The 14,858-nt window shown below is 57.6% G+C and carries 15 protein-coding genes; 5 read left to right on the top strand and 10 right to left on the bottom strand.

Annotated features, from left to right (window positions below):
* Window positions 1-1,515, bottom strand: coding sequence for a threonine ammonia-lyase, biosynthetic (gene ilvA / locus ACYZUA_RS04005; RefSeq protein WP_461962158.1), 1,515 nt, complete (start codon window positions 1,513-1,515; stop codon window positions 1-3).
* Window positions 1,516-1,821: 306 nt separating this feature from the next.
* Between ilvA and rpiA the strand changes: the two genes are divergently transcribed.
* A complete protein-coding gene (rpiA, locus tag ACYZUA_RS04000; RefSeq protein ID WP_461962157.1) occupies window positions 1,822-2,496 on the top strand; it encodes a ribose-5-phosphate isomerase RpiA in 675 nt (224 codons plus the stop codon).
* Window positions 2,497-2,623: 127 nt separating this feature from the next.
* On the opposite strand, the gene ACYZUA_RS03995 is transcribed toward rpiA, so the two are convergent.
* The 4 genes from ACYZUA_RS03995 to ACYZUA_RS03980 form a co-directional block, all read right to left on the bottom strand.
* The gene (locus ACYZUA_RS03995) at window positions 2,624-3,541 is read right to left on the bottom strand and encodes an SdiA-regulated domain-containing protein (protein ID WP_461962156.1); all 918 of its coding nucleotides are present in this window, start codon (window positions 3,539-3,541) and stop codon (window positions 2,624-2,626) included.
* A gap of 129 nt (window positions 3,542-3,670) precedes the next feature.
* A complete protein-coding gene (locus tag ACYZUA_RS03990) occupies window positions 3,671-4,600 on the bottom strand; it encodes an SdiA-regulated domain-containing protein (RefSeq protein WP_461962155.1) in 930 nt (309 codons plus the stop codon).
* A 243-nt stretch (window positions 4,601-4,843) separates the two neighbouring features.
* Complete coding sequence (locus tag ACYZUA_RS03985; protein WP_461962154.1) at window positions 4,844-5,509, bottom strand: fumarylacetoacetate hydrolase family protein; 666 nt, start codon at window positions 5,507-5,509, stop codon at window positions 4,844-4,846.
* A 37-nt stretch (window positions 5,510-5,546) separates the two neighbouring features.
* Window positions 5,547-6,941 (bottom strand): FAD-binding oxidoreductase, encoded by a 1,395-nt coding sequence (locus ACYZUA_RS03980; RefSeq protein WP_461963867.1) that lies wholly within the window; start codon window positions 6,939-6,941, stop codon window positions 5,547-5,549.
* 205 nt (window positions 6,942-7,146) lie between these two features.
* Between ACYZUA_RS03980 and serA the strand changes: the two genes are divergently transcribed.
* Window positions 7,147-8,376: a phosphoglycerate dehydrogenase gene (gene serA, locus ACYZUA_RS03975; RefSeq protein WP_046045168.1), complete on the top strand. Its 1,230-nt coding sequence runs from the start codon at window positions 7,147-7,149 to the stop codon at window positions 8,374-8,376.
* A gap of 62 nt (window positions 8,377-8,438) precedes the next feature.
* Here the strand turns inward: serA and ACYZUA_RS03970 are convergent, their stop codons facing one another.
* Window positions 8,439-8,864, bottom strand: a complete 426-nt coding sequence (locus tag ACYZUA_RS03970) for a DUF4399 domain-containing protein (protein WP_461962153.1) — start codon at window positions 8,862-8,864, stop codon at window positions 8,439-8,441.
* 134 nt (window positions 8,865-8,998) lie between these two features.
* Between ACYZUA_RS03970 and ACYZUA_RS03965 the strand changes: the two genes are divergently transcribed.
* Window positions 8,999-9,583 (top strand): transporter substrate-binding domain-containing protein, encoded by a 585-nt coding sequence (locus tag ACYZUA_RS03965; protein WP_461962152.1) that lies wholly within the window; start codon window positions 8,999-9,001, stop codon window positions 9,581-9,583.
* A gap of 123 nt (window positions 9,584-9,706) precedes the next feature.
* Here the strand turns inward: ACYZUA_RS03965 and ACYZUA_RS03960 are convergent, their stop codons facing one another.
* Window positions 9,707-10,192, bottom strand: a complete 486-nt coding sequence (locus ACYZUA_RS03960) for a 2-thiouracil desulfurase family protein (protein ID WP_461962151.1) — start codon at window positions 10,190-10,192, stop codon at window positions 9,707-9,709.
* Between the two features lie 2 nt (window positions 10,193-10,194).
* The gene (locus tag ACYZUA_RS03955; RefSeq protein WP_461962150.1) at window positions 10,195-10,827 is read right to left on the bottom strand and encodes a 2OG-Fe(II) oxygenase; all 633 of its coding nucleotides are present in this window, start codon (window positions 10,825-10,827) and stop codon (window positions 10,195-10,197) included.
* A gap of 108 nt (window positions 10,828-10,935) precedes the next feature.
* Between ACYZUA_RS03955 and ACYZUA_RS03950 the strand changes: the two genes are divergently transcribed.
* Window positions 10,936-11,688, top strand: coding sequence for a DUF2059 domain-containing protein (locus ACYZUA_RS03950; protein ID WP_461962149.1), 753 nt, complete (start codon window positions 10,936-10,938; stop codon window positions 11,686-11,688).
* A 120-nt stretch (window positions 11,689-11,808) separates the two neighbouring features.
* On the opposite strand, the gene bipL is transcribed toward ACYZUA_RS03950, so the two are convergent.
* Complete coding sequence (gene bipL / locus ACYZUA_RS03945; RefSeq protein ID WP_461962148.1) at window positions 11,809-12,756, bottom strand: phospholipase BipL; 948 nt, start codon at window positions 12,754-12,756, stop codon at window positions 11,809-11,811.
* Window positions 12,757-12,853: 97 nt separating this feature from the next.
* On the opposite strand from bipL, the gene ACYZUA_RS03940 reads away from it, so the two are divergent.
* The gene (locus ACYZUA_RS03940; protein ID WP_461962147.1) at window positions 12,854-13,441 is read left to right on the top strand and encodes a DUF6436 domain-containing protein; all 588 of its coding nucleotides are present in this window, start codon (window positions 12,854-12,856) and stop codon (window positions 13,439-13,441) included.
* A 62-nt stretch (window positions 13,442-13,503) separates the two neighbouring features.
* On the opposite strand, the gene serS is transcribed toward ACYZUA_RS03940, so the two are convergent.
* Window positions 13,504-14,742 carry a serine--tRNA ligase gene (gene serS / locus ACYZUA_RS03935; RefSeq protein ID WP_461962146.1) on the bottom strand — a complete coding sequence of 413 codons (1,239 nt, stop codon included), beginning with the start codon at window positions 14,740-14,742 and terminating at the stop codon, window positions 13,504-13,506.
* Window positions 14,743-14,858 lie beyond the last annotated feature (116 nt).

Genomic DNA, 14,858 nt, shown 5'->3' with positions numbered 1-14,858 from the left:
TCAGCCGAGAAACAGTTGATAGGCTGGGTTGTCACTTTCGTCCCAGTACGGGTAGCCGATTTCTTCCAGCGCTGCGGGCACCAGGTGGCGTTCATCGTGAGGCACTTGCAGGCCCGCGACCACACGACCATCCGCCGCGCCATGGTTGCGGTAGTGGAACATCGAGATGTTCCAGCGCCCGCCGAGCTTGTTGAGGAAGTTGAACAGCGCACCCGGACGCTCCGGGAATTCGAAGCGCAGAATCACTTCATCCACCACATGAGCCGCGCGGCCGCCGACCATGTGGCGGATGTGCAACTTGGCCAACTCGTTGTCGGTCAGGTCGAGCACCGGGAAACCCTGCTCGGTCAGGCTGGACAGCAGCGCGCTGCGCGGATCGTTTTCCGGGTGCGTTTGCACGCCAACAAAGATGTGCGCCTCGCTGCCGGTGTTGTAGCGGTAGTTGAATTCAGTGATCTGGCGCTTGCCGATGGCTTCACAGAACGCCTTGAAGCTGCCCGGCTTCTCGGGGATGGTCACGGCAATGATGGCTTCGCGACCCTCGCCCAGTTCAGCGCGCTCGGCGACATGGCGCAGGCGGTCGAAGTTGACGTTGGCGCCGGAGTCGATGGCCACAAAGGTGTGACCGGTGACGCCGCGCTGCTCGACGTACTTCTTGATCCCGGCCACGCCCAAGGCGCCGGCAGGTTCGGTGATCGAGCGGGTATCGTCGTAGATGTCCTTGATCGCCGCGCAGATTTCATCGGTGCTGACGGTGATCACTTCATCGACATAGTCTTTGCAGATATCAAAGGTGTGCTGACCAATCTGCGCCACAGCGACGCCGTCGGCGAAGAGGCCCACGGTCGGCAGGATCACACGCTCGCCAGCCGCCATGGCGGCTTGCAGGCAATTGGAATCGTCCGGCTCGACGCCGATGATTTTGATTTCAGGTCGTAAGTACTTCACGTACGCCGCGATCCCGGCGATCAATCCGCCACCGCCCACCGGGACGAAGATCGCGTCCAGACGGCCAGGGTGCTGGCGCAGAATCTCCATTGCCACCGTGCCCTGCCCGGCAATGGTGTGGGGATCGTCGTAAGGGTGGATGTAGACGTAGCCTTTTTCGTCGACCAGTTTCAGCGAGTAGGCCAGGGCTTCCGGGAACGAATCCCCGTGCAGCACCACTTTGCCGCCACGGGAACGCACGCCTTCGACTTTGATTTCCGGGGTGGTCTTGGGCATCACGATGGTCGCTTTCACACCCAATACTTTCGCCGCCAGGGCCAGGCCTTGCGCGTGGTTGCCCGCGGAAGCAGTGACGACACCGCGAGCGCGCTCTTCATCGGAAAGCTGCGTGAGCTTGTTGTAGGCGCCGCGAATCTTGAACGAGAACACCGGCTGCAAGTCTTCGCGCTTAAGCAAAATACTGTTGCCCAGCCGCTCGGAGAGCTGGCGGGCAGTCTGCAATGGGGTTTCTACGGCAACGTCATAAACGCGCGAGGTGAGGATCTTTTTGACGTACTGTTCGAGCATCGGAAAGCATCACTGAGCGGGTTGGGCAGGGCCAAGGAGTCTAACCCGGCTTTCGGCCGGGCGACCACACTAAACAGGTGGTTTTAGACCGATTCAGGAAGAGGATATACATTGTGGCGAGGGGATTTATCCCCGTCCGGCGGCGCAGCCGTCGCAAGACCAGAGAATACGGTAGAGCCCAAAGGAATGCTGGGGAGTGCTTCGCACTCCAACGGGGATAAATCCCCTCGCCACAGGAGGTTTTAGCCCGGCATGGGGCTATAATGCCGGCCTTTCCGTTCTCCCCTTGCCCGCTTCGGAGCCCGCATGACCCAGGATCAACTCAAACAGGCAGTGGCTCAGGCCGCCGTCGACTTCATCCTCCCGAAACTCGACGACAAGAGCATCGTCGGGGTCGGCACCGGCTCCACCGCCAACTGCTTTATTGATGCACTGGCCAAGCACAAGGGTGCGTTCGACGGCGCGGTCGCCAGTTCCGAAGCCACCGCTGCCCGCCTCAAGGGCCACGGCATTCCGGTGTATGAACTGAACACCGTCAGCGACCTGGAGTTCTACATCGATGGCGCCGATGAAAGCGACGAGCACCTGAACCTGATCAAGGGCGGCGGCGCAGCCCTGACCCGCGAGAAGATTGTGGCGGCCGTGGCCAAGACCTTCATCTGCATCGCCGACGCCAGCAAACTGGTGCCGGTGCTCGGCGCATTCCCGCTGCCGGTGGAAGTGATCCCGATGGCCCGCAGCCACGTCGCCCGCGAACTGGTGAAGCTCGGTGGCGACCCGGTCTATCGTGAAGGCGTGCTGACCGACAACGGCAACATCATCCTCGACGTGTTCAACATGCAGATCACCAACCCGGTGGAGCTGGAGACGCAGATCAACGCCATCGTCGGCGTGGTCACCAACGGTTTGTTCGCGGCACGTCCGGCGGACTTGCTGCTGCTGGGCACTAGCGAAGGCGTGAAAACCCTGCGCGCCCAATAATCAGACACGCAGATAAACCTGTGGGAGCGAGCCTGCTCGCGATGAGGCCGTGTCAGTCGATAGAGATGTTGACTGAAAGACCGCTATCGCGAGCAGGCTCGCTCCCGCATTGGTTTTAGGGTGTTGGTCAGGGTTGTGCTGGTTTTTTGAAGACGTAGAACAGGTTCGGCTCGCTCACCAGGTACATCGTACCGTCGTCATCCATGGCGATCCCTTCCGCTTGTGGCACCGTCTTCTGCAACCCCTGACGCCCCTTGCTCAATGACATGGTGCTCAGCGGTCGCCCGTCCACATCGAGTTCCAGAATCAGTCGCGACTCATCCGACAACGCCAGCAAATGGCCGCTGCGCTCGTCGTATTGCAGGCTGGACAGGTCGCGTACAAACATCCCGGCATCGCGCTTGGGGTTGTTTATTACGTGCACCGCGTAGGATTTTTCCGGATTGTAATGCGGAAAGCCATGCACTTCGTAGATCAGCATCGGGTCGCGTTCCTTGGCGACAAACAACCGCTTGCCCACCGAGTCGTAAGCCAGGCCTTCGAAGCCCTTGTTGCCGCTCATGTGCACACCAAGGGTCATCTGCTCGGCATCCGCGGCGTCGAGGAACGTTGTGTCGTTCTCCAGATGAATCTTGATCAACCGCTGCTGACGCTCGTCAGTGATCACGTAAGTGTCGGCGCTGATGAATTCCACGGCTTCAGGATCGCCAAACCCGACCAGCGCAATGCGTCGAACAATCTGGCCGTCCAGCGACAGTTCGATCAGCTCTGAGTTTTTGTTGGTGACGGTGAACAGGCTTTTGCGCACCGGATCGAAGGTCAACGCCGAAACATCGTCGTCCAGCCCGACAATGACTCGCGCCTCAATCGCCACCTGGTACTGATCCAGCGCGATGGACTGACCGTTCACTGGCTGCCAAAGAGTGTGCAGGTTGAACCAGCCGCGCTCGAACAGGCGCAGGTACTGGCCGGCCGCAACCAGTGCGATCAACGCAATGACCGACAGGATCAGAATCAGGGGTTTGGGGCGGGCAAGTCGGCGCATTCGGGCAAGCTCGGAATCAGGACGGGGGGATGAAATACCACGACAGTCTGAATTGAAGCTTAATGGCCACTGGCCGCGGTCCCGCAGGTGTACCCCAACAGGGGACCGCGCGCCACCCTCACGGCGGGCTTATTTCTGCTTTTCGAAGCGGTAGAACAGGTTCGGCTCGCTCACCAGATACAGCGTGCCCGCATCGTCCATGGTCACGCCTTCGGCGCGAGGAATGGTCTTCTTCAAACCATTGAAGCCGCCCAGCAACGTCATGAAGCTGACCTGTTCACCCTTCTCGTCCAGTTCCAGCAACAAATGGGAGTCGGCAGACAGCACCAGGGTGTGGCCAGTGCGCGGGTCGATAGCCAGCGCCGAGAGGTTGCGGATGTCCAGTTCATCACTGGTGAGTTTTTGCTTGTCGCCAGTGAGTGTCTGGCCATCGTTGCTTTTCCAGGTGAACAACGCCGGTGGACGCTCTTCACCCAGCAACATTTGCTGATTGCGCGAATCCCAGACGATGGCTTCGAACGCCTTGTTCTGGTCCTTCGAAGGGCCGAGGTCGTATTTCGGGAAGTCGGCGAAGTTCAGCTCGCGGGTATCGGCATCGACCTTGACGATGGAGAGCATGTGTTCGCGCTCATCGACGATGGCCAGCAGACCGTTGCCCATTACAGTCACCCCTTCCGGGTTGCTCCAGCCCACCAGCGGCATCTTGCGCAGCACGTCACCCTGCAATGTCAGTTCGACCAGGAACGGTTTATTGCCCATGACTGAAAACAGGGTTTTGGACTGCGGGTCGTAGGCCAGGTCCGACGCTTCGTCCTTCTCCATGCCCGGCAGCACTTTGGCATCGATCACTGCCCGGTAATCCGGAAGCCAGATGCTCTCCTGGCGTTCGGCGGGGCTTTCGAAACGTTCCAGCACCCAGAGCATGCCTCGGTCATCCCAATGCATCGCAAACGCGAGGCCATACGCGGCGGCGGCCACCAGCAAAAGCCAGGAATACCAACGCATGACAAAGCGTGAGCGGCGGGCAGTTTTAAGCTTGGACAGTGGTTGGGTGACCATCGAGGGATGCGTTCCAGAAATTCAGGCTAAGGGTAATAGCACAATTGGGACCGGCTAAGACGCCGCAAGTCCCGGAATTATCCGGACAAGATGTGAAAAAAACGGGAAATGGCGGGAAAGCCTTGTGCGGGCACCCTGACCTGTAGGAGCAAAGCTTGCTCGCGATGAACGATGACTCGTTGTGTCAGATACACCGCCATCGCGGGCAAGCCATGCTCCTACAAGGGAATCAGCGCTTCTGGATCAGCGGACGCTGCTGGTGAAGCTGCTGGCGCCTGGCAATTCAATCACCAGTTCGTCACCGACATTCAGCGGACCAACGCCCACCGGCGTGCCCGTCAGGATCACGTCACCGGCCTGCAGCGAGAAGCAGCCGGCCATGTGCTGGATCATCGGCACGATCGGGTTGAGCATCGCGCTGCTGTTGCCGTCCTGGCGCACTACGCCGTTGATGGTCAGGCGGATGCCGATGTCGGTCAGGTCAGCAAACGTGCTGCCGGACACGAACGGTGCAATCACCGCTGCACCGTCGAAGGACTTGGCGATTTCCCACGGCAGGCCCTTGGCTTTCAGCTCGGCCTGCTTGTCGCGCAGGGTCAGGTCCAGGGCCGGAGCGAAGCCGGAGATAGCATCGAGCACTTCTTCAACGCTTGGTTTGGTCGACAAAGGCTTGCCGATCAACACCGCGATTTCCGCTTCGTAATGCACTGAACCGCGTTCGGTCGGAATGCTGAAACCACCTTCCAGCGGCACTACGCAACTGCCCGGTTTAATGAACAGTAGCGGCTCTGAAGGCACCGGGTTGTCCAGTTCCTTGGCGTGTTCGGCGTAGTTACGGCCGATGCACACCACTTTCCCCAGCGGGAAGTGAATACGCGTACCGTCGACATACTGGTGCTGATAGCTCATTACCGACTCCTGTTCCGTGCTCTTTAAGTTCGAAGAATCAAACAGCGAAAATTTTGCCCGGGTTCATGATGCCGTTCGGGTCGAACACCGCTTTGACGGCTTTCATGTACTCGATCTCGACCGGCGAGCGGCTGTAGGTCAAGTAATCACGCTTGGTCATGCCCACGCCATGTTCGGCGGAAATCGAACCGTTGTACTTCTCGACGGTTTCGAACACCCACTTATTGACGGTCGCGCACTTGGCGAAAAACTCGTCCTTGCTCAGGTTTTCCGGCTTGAGGATGTTCAAGTGCAAGTTGCCGTCGCCGATGTGGCCGAACCAGACGATTTCGAAATCCGGGTAGTGTTCGCCGACGATCGCGTCGATTTCCTTCAGGAACGCCGGGACTTTCGACACAGTGACCGAAATGTCGTTCTTGTACGGCGTCCAGTGGGAAATGGTTTCGGAGATGTATTCGCGCAGCTTCCAGAGGTTTTGCAACTGGGTTTCGCTTTGGCTCATCACGCCGTCCAGCACCCAGCCCTGCTCGACGCAGTGCTCGAAGGTTTCCAGGGCGTGGTTGGCCACTTCTTCGGTGGTCGCTTCGAATTCCAGCAGCGCGTAAAACGGGCAATCTGTTTCAAATGGCGCGGGTACATCGCCCCGGCCCATGACCTTGGCCAAGGCTTTATCGGAGAAGAATTCGAAAGCGGTCAGGTCGAGCTTGCTCTGGAACGCGTGCAATACCGGCATGATCGAGTCGAAATCGGCCGTGCCGAGGACCATGGCGGTGAGGTTTTTCGGGGCACGGTCCAGACGCATGGTGGCCTCGACCACAAAACCGAGGGTGCCTTCAGCGCCAATAAACAGCTGACGCAGGTCGTAGCCGGTGGCGTTCTTGATCAGGTCTTTGTTCAGTTCCAGCAAATCGCCTTTGCCGGTGACGACTTTCATGCCCGCCACCCAGTTGCGGGTCATGCCGTAGCGGATCACCTTGATCCCGCCGGCATTGGTGCCGATATTGCCACCAATCTGGCTCGAACCTGCCGAGGCGAAGTCCACCGGGTAGTACAGGCCTTTTTCTTCGGCGACGTTCTGCAGGTGTTCGGTGACCACGCCCGGCTGGCAGACCGCGGTGCGGTCGGTCATGTTCACGTCGAGGATCTGGTTCATGTAGTCGAAGGACACAACGACTTCGCCATTGGCAGCCACGGCAGCGGCGGACAGCCCGGTGCGACCACCAGACGGCACCAGCGCAATTTTGTGTTCATTGGCCCAACGGACAATGGCCTGGACCTGTTCGGTGGTCTTGGGGAACACGATGGCGGTCGGGGCCGGGGCGAAATGCTTGGTCCAATCCTTACCGTAAGCATTCAGGGAGTCGGCGTCGGTCAGTACCTTGCCAGGCTCAACCAAGGTCTTCAGCTCATCAATCAGCGCAGGATTGGTCATCGACAGAACTCTCGAACAATTCATGGTCATCCTGAGAACGCTTCACGTCGCAGGAATGAGTGTTTAGCGGGGTGCATATGCTAGCATACCGACCCCGCAGGATAGTGCCCAAAGGCTGTTCTGCGGCGACGGCTGTCATGCCGCTCGGGTCAGCGTCTGCTGGCTACTTCCCTGCCATTTTTCTCCGGGATACAGGTTTACGCAGATGAGCAAGACTTCTCTCGATAAGAGCAAGATCAAGTTCCTTCTTCTCGAAGGCGTCCACCAATCGGCTGTCGACGTCCTCAAGTCGGCGGGCTACACCAGCATCGAGTACCTCACAGGTTCTCTGCCGGAAGCCCAGCTGAAGGAAAAGATCGCTGATGCGCACTTCATCGGCATTCGCTCCCGCACTCAACTGACCGAAGAGATCTTCGATCAGGCGAAGAAACTGGTCGCTGTCGGCTGTTTCTGCATCGGCACCAACCAGGTTGACCTCAATGCTGCCCGCGAACGCGGCATCGCAGTGTTCAACGCTCCGTACTCCAACACTCGCTCCGTTGCCGAGCTGGTGCTGGCCGAAGCGATCCTGTTGCTGCGCGGCATCCCTGAGAAGAACGCTTCCTGCCACCGTGGCGGCTGGATCAAGAGCGCAGCCAACTCCTTCGAAATCCGTGGCAAGAAGCTCGGCATCGTCGGTTACGGCTCGATCGGTACGCAACTGTCGGTCCTGGCTGAAGGCCTGGGCATGCAGGTGTACTTCTACGACACCGTGACCAAGCTGCCATTGGGCAACGCGACTCAGGTCGGTAACCTGACCGAGTTGCTGGGCATGTCCGACATCGTCACCCTGCACGTTCCGGAAACCGCTGCGACCCAGTGGATGATCGGCGAGAAAGAAATCCGTGCGATCAAGAAAGGCGGCATTCTGATCAACGCGGCTCGCGGCACTGTAGTTGAACTGCAAGCGCTGGCGGACGCGATCAAGGACAAGCACCTGATCGGCGCGGCCATCGACGTATTCCCGGTGGAGCCGCGCTCCAACGAAGAAGAGTTCGAAAGCCCGCTGCGTGGCCTGGACAACGTGATCCTGACCCCGCACATCGGCGGTTCCACCGCTGAAGCGCAAGCCAACATCGGTCTGGAAGTGGCTGAAAAACTGGTCAAGTACAGCGACAACGGTACCTCGGTATCGTCGGTGAACTTCCCGGAAGTGGCCCTGCCGGCTCACCCTGGCAAACACCGTCTGCTGCACATCCACGAGAACATTCCGGGTGTGATGAGCGAGATCAACAAGGTCTTCGCCGAAAACGGTATCAACATTTCCGGTCAGTTCCTGCAGACCAACGAGAAAGTCGGCTACGTCGTGATCGACGTCGACGCCGATTACTCGGAAATTGCCCAAGAGAAGCTGCAGCACATCAACGGCACCATTCGTTGCCGCGTGTTGTTCTGATAGTGACTTGAGCGACAAAAAGGGAGACCCTCGGGTCTCCCTTTTTCATGCCGGTGGAAAAGTTACTTCACATTCACGGTGATTTTCTCCGACACGATCGGCGGATCGAACGGCATGTGGCCGCTATCGCCCAGTTCCAGCTGCAAGGTGTGTTTGCCCGGTGTCAGCTTTACTTCAGCCTGGGTCTGCGCCTTGCCGAAATGCAGGTGGTTGGCATCGTTGGGGATCGGCACACCGGCGGCCGGCAGTTCATCGACATCGATCAGCAAGTGGTGATGGCCGGTGTTCTTGGTCACATCGCCGGCTGGCGCAAGCGCAATGTTCTCGACCGCGAACTTGACGACGACGGTTTGCGGAACCGTGGCACCGTCCGCAGGAGTAACGATGGACACTTCTGCACCTTTGGGAGCCGGTGTAGCAGCCGTTGCCAGCATCGAAGCTCCCATCAACAGGCCAGCCAATGCTGCTCGTGACATAAAGGTTTTCATTCTCTTCTCCAGTTTTTCCGTAAAATCCGTGTGGCCATGACAACTTCACGGCCAATCGTTGTCGAAGGCACTCGACAACCATAGCAAAGCGAGCCTGAACAAAGCGTCGCGATAATGAATTCAAAGGAGTGACCATGCGTTTTCTGCCTGGCCTGATCTGCCTGCTACCCCTTATGAGCCCTTTGGCTCATGCCGAACTGATTGACGATGTAAACGACCGAGGCGAATTGCGTATTGCCCTTGAGGCTAATACACCGCCCTTCAATTTCAAGGAAGACGGCAAACTCACCGGGTTCGAAGTCGAACTGGGGCAAATGCTGGCCAACGAACTGGATGTGCGGGCCGACTTCGTCGTTACCGATTCCAGCGATCTGTTGCAAGGTGTTGAAACCGGCAAGTACGACGTCGCCATCAACCACATAGCAGTGACCCCGGACCTCGAGGATCGTTTCGACTTCAGCGAACCTTACATTCACACTGATGCGCAATTGATCGCGCAGAAGGAAGAGCCACGTTCGATTCTGCTGGTGCAATCGCTGACCGAAGAAAAGCCAAAAGACAGCTCGCCGGTTAGCCTGGCGATTCCGTTTCAGAAGGGTAACCCGGCGTTTCATGCCAGCCTGGAGAACGCGCTACAGCGGATCAAGGCGGATGGGCGATTGGAGGCACTGGAACAGAAGTGGTTGGGGGCGGATACGAGTGTGGCGCCGAAACCCTGAAATCGCTGGAACCTGTAGGAGCTGAGCTTGCTCGCGATGGCGGTCGAACATTCAACATTGATGTTGACTGGTATGGCCTCATCGCGAGCAAGCTCAGCTCCTACAATGGTTTTGTGTAGGGCGTTAGTTCAGGGTTGCCAGGACTGCCGCCGCTTGCGGCAACTCCAGCTCACTGAAGACTTGCACGCCATGGCGCCTGAGCAACGCCGCAGTCACACCTTCACCACTCACCTTCACACCACTGAACGTCCCGTCATAGGTCAACAGATTCCCGCAAGACGGGCTGTTGGCCTTGAGCACGGCAATGCGGATGCCGTGCTTTTGCACCAGTTCCAACGCCTGATAAGCCCCCGAGAGAAACTCGGCGCTGACGTCCTCGCCCTCGGTGGTGATCACTGAGGCGTGGCCATCAAGCACTTCAGCACCCTGCCCACCCGGAATTTCCGCCGCGGCTCTCGGCGTCGGCAACCCGCCAGCAACCTCCGGACACAACGGCACCACCCGACCTTCATCAAGCCACTGCTGAAGCTGATCGAACGGCCCACTCGCCCCGCCGTCGTAACGTACGCGGTGGCCCAGCAGACAGCGGCTTACCAGAATTTTTTGCATGATCAGAACGGCTCGTTGCCACGCCGCCGGAACCAGCCGGTCAACGACAGGCGATCCCGGGTCGCGGGCAGGACTTCATGGGGCACTTCACCCGACAGAAACACCACCAGGCATCCGCCGGTGGGCACCACTTCATGTTCGACGCCTTCACCCAGGTACATACGCAACTGACCGCCATGCTCGGGCAGCCAGGCGTCATTGAGATAGACCACCGCCGACACCATGCGCCGGTCGTCGTCGCGGAAACGGTCGACATGTTTGAGGTAGAACGCGCCGGGCGGGTACAGCGCGAAATGGCTTTCGAAATCTTCCAGGCCCAGAAACAAACCGCGATTCATCGCCTCGCGCAGGCTGTCCATCAAATCCAGATAGCTGTCGCACGCCAACGCCTGGCCGGGCTCGATCCACTGGATATGGTCGCCGCGAATCCCCTCGCGAATCTCGGATGTTGCCCCTCGACCCACCGCGGCCGGGGCCAATTCGCCCTCGGCAGCACGTTTATGGCACTCGGCCGCCAGTTCCTGGGTCAGACCCAGAGGAAGGAAAATATTCTGCTGCGACCAGCCATGTTCGGCCAGGTCGTCGACGATACGTAACAGCAGCGGGTGATCAGAGGGTATTCGCATGCCGCGCATAGTATTCCTGTGCCTGAAAATCCGACAGAGCCGCGCAGCGGGTTGATACGAATTCTCGACAAGGACGAATGCCACACGGAGAATAGTCGCCTGCTGACAGGAGTCCCTATGCGCCGTTTGCTTTTTTCACTGTTGATGTTCTGTGTATTGCCCGCTTGGGCAGACGGCCACGACCAGTTGTACAAGGTCGCCGGTTGGCCAGAACAACGCGCGCATTTCAACGACGCTCTCTCGGCCGCTCAGCAGCGGTACCAGAACAGCCTGCCGCCGGCAGTGTTCCAGGCGCTGGTGAATAACAGCAATCAGCGCTTTGCCCCCCAGGCCGTCGACCAACGCGCCGAAGCGCAATTGCGCAAGACCCTCGCCGATCCGAAACCTGCGCTGACATTCTTTCAGTCACCCTTGGGCAAGAAAATCGTGGCCGCCGAATTGCTCGCGACCCGTCGCGATCAGCTGGCAAAAAACGCCAAGGGTTTGCCCAAGATCCAGGCCAGCGACAGCCGCATGCTGATCATCGGCCATCTGGCCCAGGCCTTGCCCGCTCGCGAGGCTGGCGCTGAAGTCAGCCTGGCGATTGCCGGCGTTGCGGCCGACAGCCTCAGTTCGATGATCCCCGGCCTGCTTGGCGGTGGTCAGGCTCAAGGCATGTTGAACGGTCAGCGTCAGCGCTTGATGGACCAGATCGGCAGCGACCTGAACAACACGCTGTTGTATGTCTATCGCGACCTGTCGGATGAAGAACTGGAAGAGTTCGCGACCTTCGCCGAGTCTGCCGAGGGCAAGGCTTATTATCAGGCCGCGTTGGCGGCGATTCGCGCGGGGCTGGCGGTGGGGCAGGATACGCCGGGCCTCACCCAATAATCTTCGGTGCCTGACAGATCGCTATCGCGAGCAGGCTCGCTCCCACAGTGAGCGAGTTGTTCAGACGTACTCGGTCTAATGTGGGAGCGAGCCTGCTCGCGATGAGGCCATCACAGACGCCTAAAGATTCCTGCCCTTGATCCGCTTCGTCAAAAACCCGAAATACTCCCGCCGCAACGCCAGCGTCTCATTCGCCAGGTGATGCCGTGCCTCAGGCAACATCAGCACCTGTGGCCGATCGAACTTGCCCCGCAATACTTCAAGGTTATGTTCCCAGTCCACGGTCATGTCCGCCTGCCCCTGCACAATCAGCGGTCGCCGCATGCTGTACGGTGCGGCTTCGATGCGTTTGATCCAGCGCGCCAGCGCACCGACCCAGGCGGTCGGCAAACGTAGCGGCTGCAATGGATCGGCTTGCAGAAAGGGCAGAAAATCCGGGTCGTTGGAGTTCTCGCTGAAGCGCCGGGCGATGGCTTTGACGAAAGGCTTGAGCAGGTAATAGCTGAGTTGCGACCAGCCCCAGGCCCGCGGCCTTACCAACGGCGACAACAGAATGACCTGGCCCTGGGCCGGACTACTGGCGCCCTGATTGAGCACATGATCGATCACGATCGCGCCGCCAGTGCTTTGCCCGCACAGGTGCCACGGCTGCGGCAGATCCAGGGATTGCGCTTCGGTAAACAACCCTTGCAGCGTGTCCTGATACTCGGTGAAATCCTTGATGCTGGCCCGTTCGCCACTGGACAACCCGTGCCCCGGCAAGTCGCAGGCAATCACCGCGAAATTCTGATCCAGCGCCCATTCGATCACATGCCGGTAAAGCCCGGTGTGATCGTAAAAACCGTGGAACAAAAACAGCGTCGCCTTCGCCCGCTCGGGCCACCAGACATGGCTGACCACGTCATAACCATCGACCGCGAAACGCCCAAGGCCACTGCGCACGTTGCGACCCGCAAAATCCAGCCCGTAGAAACGCTGGTAAGCCAGCGCTTCCACCGACAGCGGCTGCCAGTCGGCCAGCGGTTGCAGGCTGGCACGCAGATGATCGGAGTCGAAAGTGGCAGGCATGAGCAATTCCAGAACGCGAAACGGACTTTATGGGCCTGCGATATTCATCTGTCGGGGCAAGCATGGCAAGCTAGCGCACCTTCGAGGACTGAAATCCATGCGCTCGCCCTTCCGCGCCACACTGCTTGCCAGCCTGCTCGCCCTCGTGTGTGCCGGCGTGCTGTGGGCTGCCTACGACTGGTTTCAGGGCCGCTACCTGCGAGCATTCAGCGAGCACACCGCGGTGTTCTCCGGTGACCCGCTGCGCCTGCCCGATCATCTCGCCGGCCCCGGCGCCATCCGCCTCGTGCACTTCTGGGACCCGGCCTGCCCGTGCAACGTCGGTAACCAACAACACCTGAGCGAACTGGTTGAGCATTATGTACCGCAAGGCGTGGAGTTTTATGCGGTACAAAAGCCTGGCAGCCACGGGCAGTTACCGAGCACCTTGAGCAGCCTGAAAAGCATCGCCGTCCTGCCAGGCTCCGAACAGATCCCCGCGAGCCCGGCCGTGGCGATCTGGGATCGCAACGGCAAACTGGCGTATTTCGGCCCGTACAGCGAAGGCCTGACCTGCAATTCGAACAACAGCTTTATCGAACCGATTCTGCAAGCGCTGAACGAAGGGCGCGCGGTGAATGCTACTCACACACTGGCAGTGGGTTGTTACTGCCCGTGGCCAAACAAAACAATAATAGATAACTAATGCAATATGCCCACCTTAAGTCAGGATGGGCAAAATTGCTCTACGAAGATCTATGATAGGTATTAGACAATATTTTTAAAATCCAAATAACGTCTTAATGGTTCAGGAATCTCTACAGAGCCATCAGCTTTTTGAAAGTTTTCCAAAATCGCGATCATCGTTCTTCCTAGTGCTGAAGCGGTTCCATTGAGAGTATGAACATACTGATTTTTCTTCAGAAGAGGATCCTTATATTTAATATTAAGGCGCCGCGATTGATAGTCAGTACAATTACTTGCTGACGTTATTTCACCATATTCCCCGGCAGTGCCTTTACCCGGCATCCAGGCCTCGATATCATATTTTCTATACGCCGGTGCCCCCAAGTCGCCAGTGCAATTTAGTACGACTCTATACGGAATACCTAGCTCGGTATAAATCTCTTCCTGCAATGCAAGAATTTTCTCATGATATTCAGCGCTATCCTCGGGCAGGCACAATACAAATAATTCTAATTTTTCAAATTGATGGACCCTGTAAAGGCCTTTGCTAGACTTACCGGAAGCCCCAGCTTCTCGCCTGAAACAATGGCTTTCGGCAATATAAAGCAGTGGGAGTCGAGCAAAATCAATTACCTCATCAGAATGCATACCGGCAATACATATTTCGGCTGTAGCGATAAGACTTTTGTCTAAGCCACCCAACTCGTATGTATTACTTTCGTCCCCCTTGGGAGAAAACCCTACGCCTTCCATTATATGATTGTAAGATATGTCCGGCGTCTGCAAAGGTGTGAAGCCGGCCTTTAATGCCTTGTTGAAAATATAGCTCTTCAGCGCGTGCTGGAGGAACACTGCTTGATTTTTAAGAAAATAAAACTTTGAACCTGCGACTTTTGCACCCGAGTCAAAATCAAGCAAGTCAAGATCACGCCCCAATTCAAGATGATCCTTACTGGGAAAGGAGAATTTTGGAATTTCCCCACTTACTCGGACAGTTAAGTTGTCTTCATCGCTGAGGCCAATTGGCACATCTGACGAAGTCCAATTTGGTAACTGGCGGATACACGATGAAAATTCCGCATCAAGTAAATTAAACCTCTCCTTAGCCTTTATAATGGCACCTTTTAATGTCATCGCACTCATCGCGACGGACGGTGGAATTTCCGCTGTCAAGGCACTATCTCTGGGCCCTTTCGAAAGAGCATTTAACTGACCTTGCATATCCTCAAGTTCTCGCTTTTGCGATTTAACGTCCTCATAGAGAGAAATAATACGGTCCAAATCGATTCTTATATTTCTTGCCGACAAATTGGATTTCATCGACTGATAGTTTTCCTGCAGCTGTTTTATATCTATCATATTAAATACCTGCCGCTTCCGGACACTTCGAGTTTTCTTCAATAAAAATATCTGCTTTCGACGCACCTACATCTAAT

It is taken from the genome of Pseudomonas sp. LS2P72, assembly GCF_054897865.1.
This window is presented reverse-complemented; position numbering and strand designations above follow the sequence as displayed.

What these genes read in the sequence shown, in the direction of transcription:
- ACYZUA_RS03985 (WP_461962154.1), bottom strand. Translation starts at nt 5,509, where the DNA reads ATGAGCTATCAGCACCAGTATGTCGACGGTACGCGTATTCACTTCCCG.
- serS (WP_461962146.1), bottom strand. Translation starts at nt 14,742, where the DNA reads ATGAAATCCAATTTGTCGGCAAGAAATATAAGAATCGATTTGGACCGT.
- ACYZUA_RS03960 (WP_461962151.1), bottom strand. Translation starts at nt 10,192, where the DNA reads ATGCAAAAAATTCTGGTAAGCCGCTGTCTGCTGGGCCACCGCGTACGT.
- rpiA (WP_461962157.1), top strand. Translation starts at nt 1,822, where the DNA reads ATGACCCAGGATCAACTCAAACAGGCAGTGGCTCAGGCCGCCGTCGAC.
- ACYZUA_RS03980 (WP_461963867.1), bottom strand. Translation starts at nt 6,941, where the DNA reads ATGACCAATCCTGCGCTGATTGATGAGCTGAAGACCTTGGTTGAGCCT.
- bipL (WP_461962148.1), bottom strand. Translation starts at nt 12,756, where the DNA reads ATGCCTGCCACTTTCGACTCCGATCATCTGCGTGCCAGCCTGCAACCG.
- serA (WP_046045168.1), top strand. Translation starts at nt 7,147, where the DNA reads ATGAGCAAGACTTCTCTCGATAAGAGCAAGATCAAGTTCCTTCTTCTC.
- ilvA (WP_461962158.1), bottom strand. Translation starts at nt 1,515, where the DNA reads ATGCTCGAACAGTACGTCAAAAAGATCCTCACCTCGCGCGTTTATGAC.
- ACYZUA_RS03950 (WP_461962149.1), top strand. Translation starts at nt 10,936, where the DNA reads ATGCGCCGTTTGCTTTTTTCACTGTTGATGTTCTGTGTATTGCCCGCT.
- ACYZUA_RS03955 (WP_461962150.1), bottom strand. Translation starts at nt 10,827, where the DNA reads ATGCGCGGCATGCGAATACCCTCTGATCACCCGCTGCTGTTACGTATC.
- ACYZUA_RS03965 (WP_461962152.1), top strand. Translation starts at nt 8,999, where the DNA reads ATGCGTTTTCTGCCTGGCCTGATCTGCCTGCTACCCCTTATGAGCCCT.
- ACYZUA_RS03990 (WP_461962155.1), bottom strand. Translation starts at nt 4,600, where the DNA reads ATGGTCACCCAACCACTGTCCAAGCTTAAAACTGCCCGCCGCTCACGC.
- ACYZUA_RS03940 (WP_461962147.1), top strand. Translation starts at nt 12,854, where the DNA reads ATGCGCTCGCCCTTCCGCGCCACACTGCTTGCCAGCCTGCTCGCCCTC.
- ACYZUA_RS03970 (WP_461962153.1), bottom strand. Translation starts at nt 8,864, where the DNA reads ATGAAAACCTTTATGTCACGAGCAGCATTGGCTGGCCTGTTGATGGGA.
- ACYZUA_RS03995 (WP_461962156.1), bottom strand. Translation starts at nt 3,541, where the DNA reads ATGCGCCGACTTGCCCGCCCCAAACCCCTGATTCTGATCCTGTCGGTC.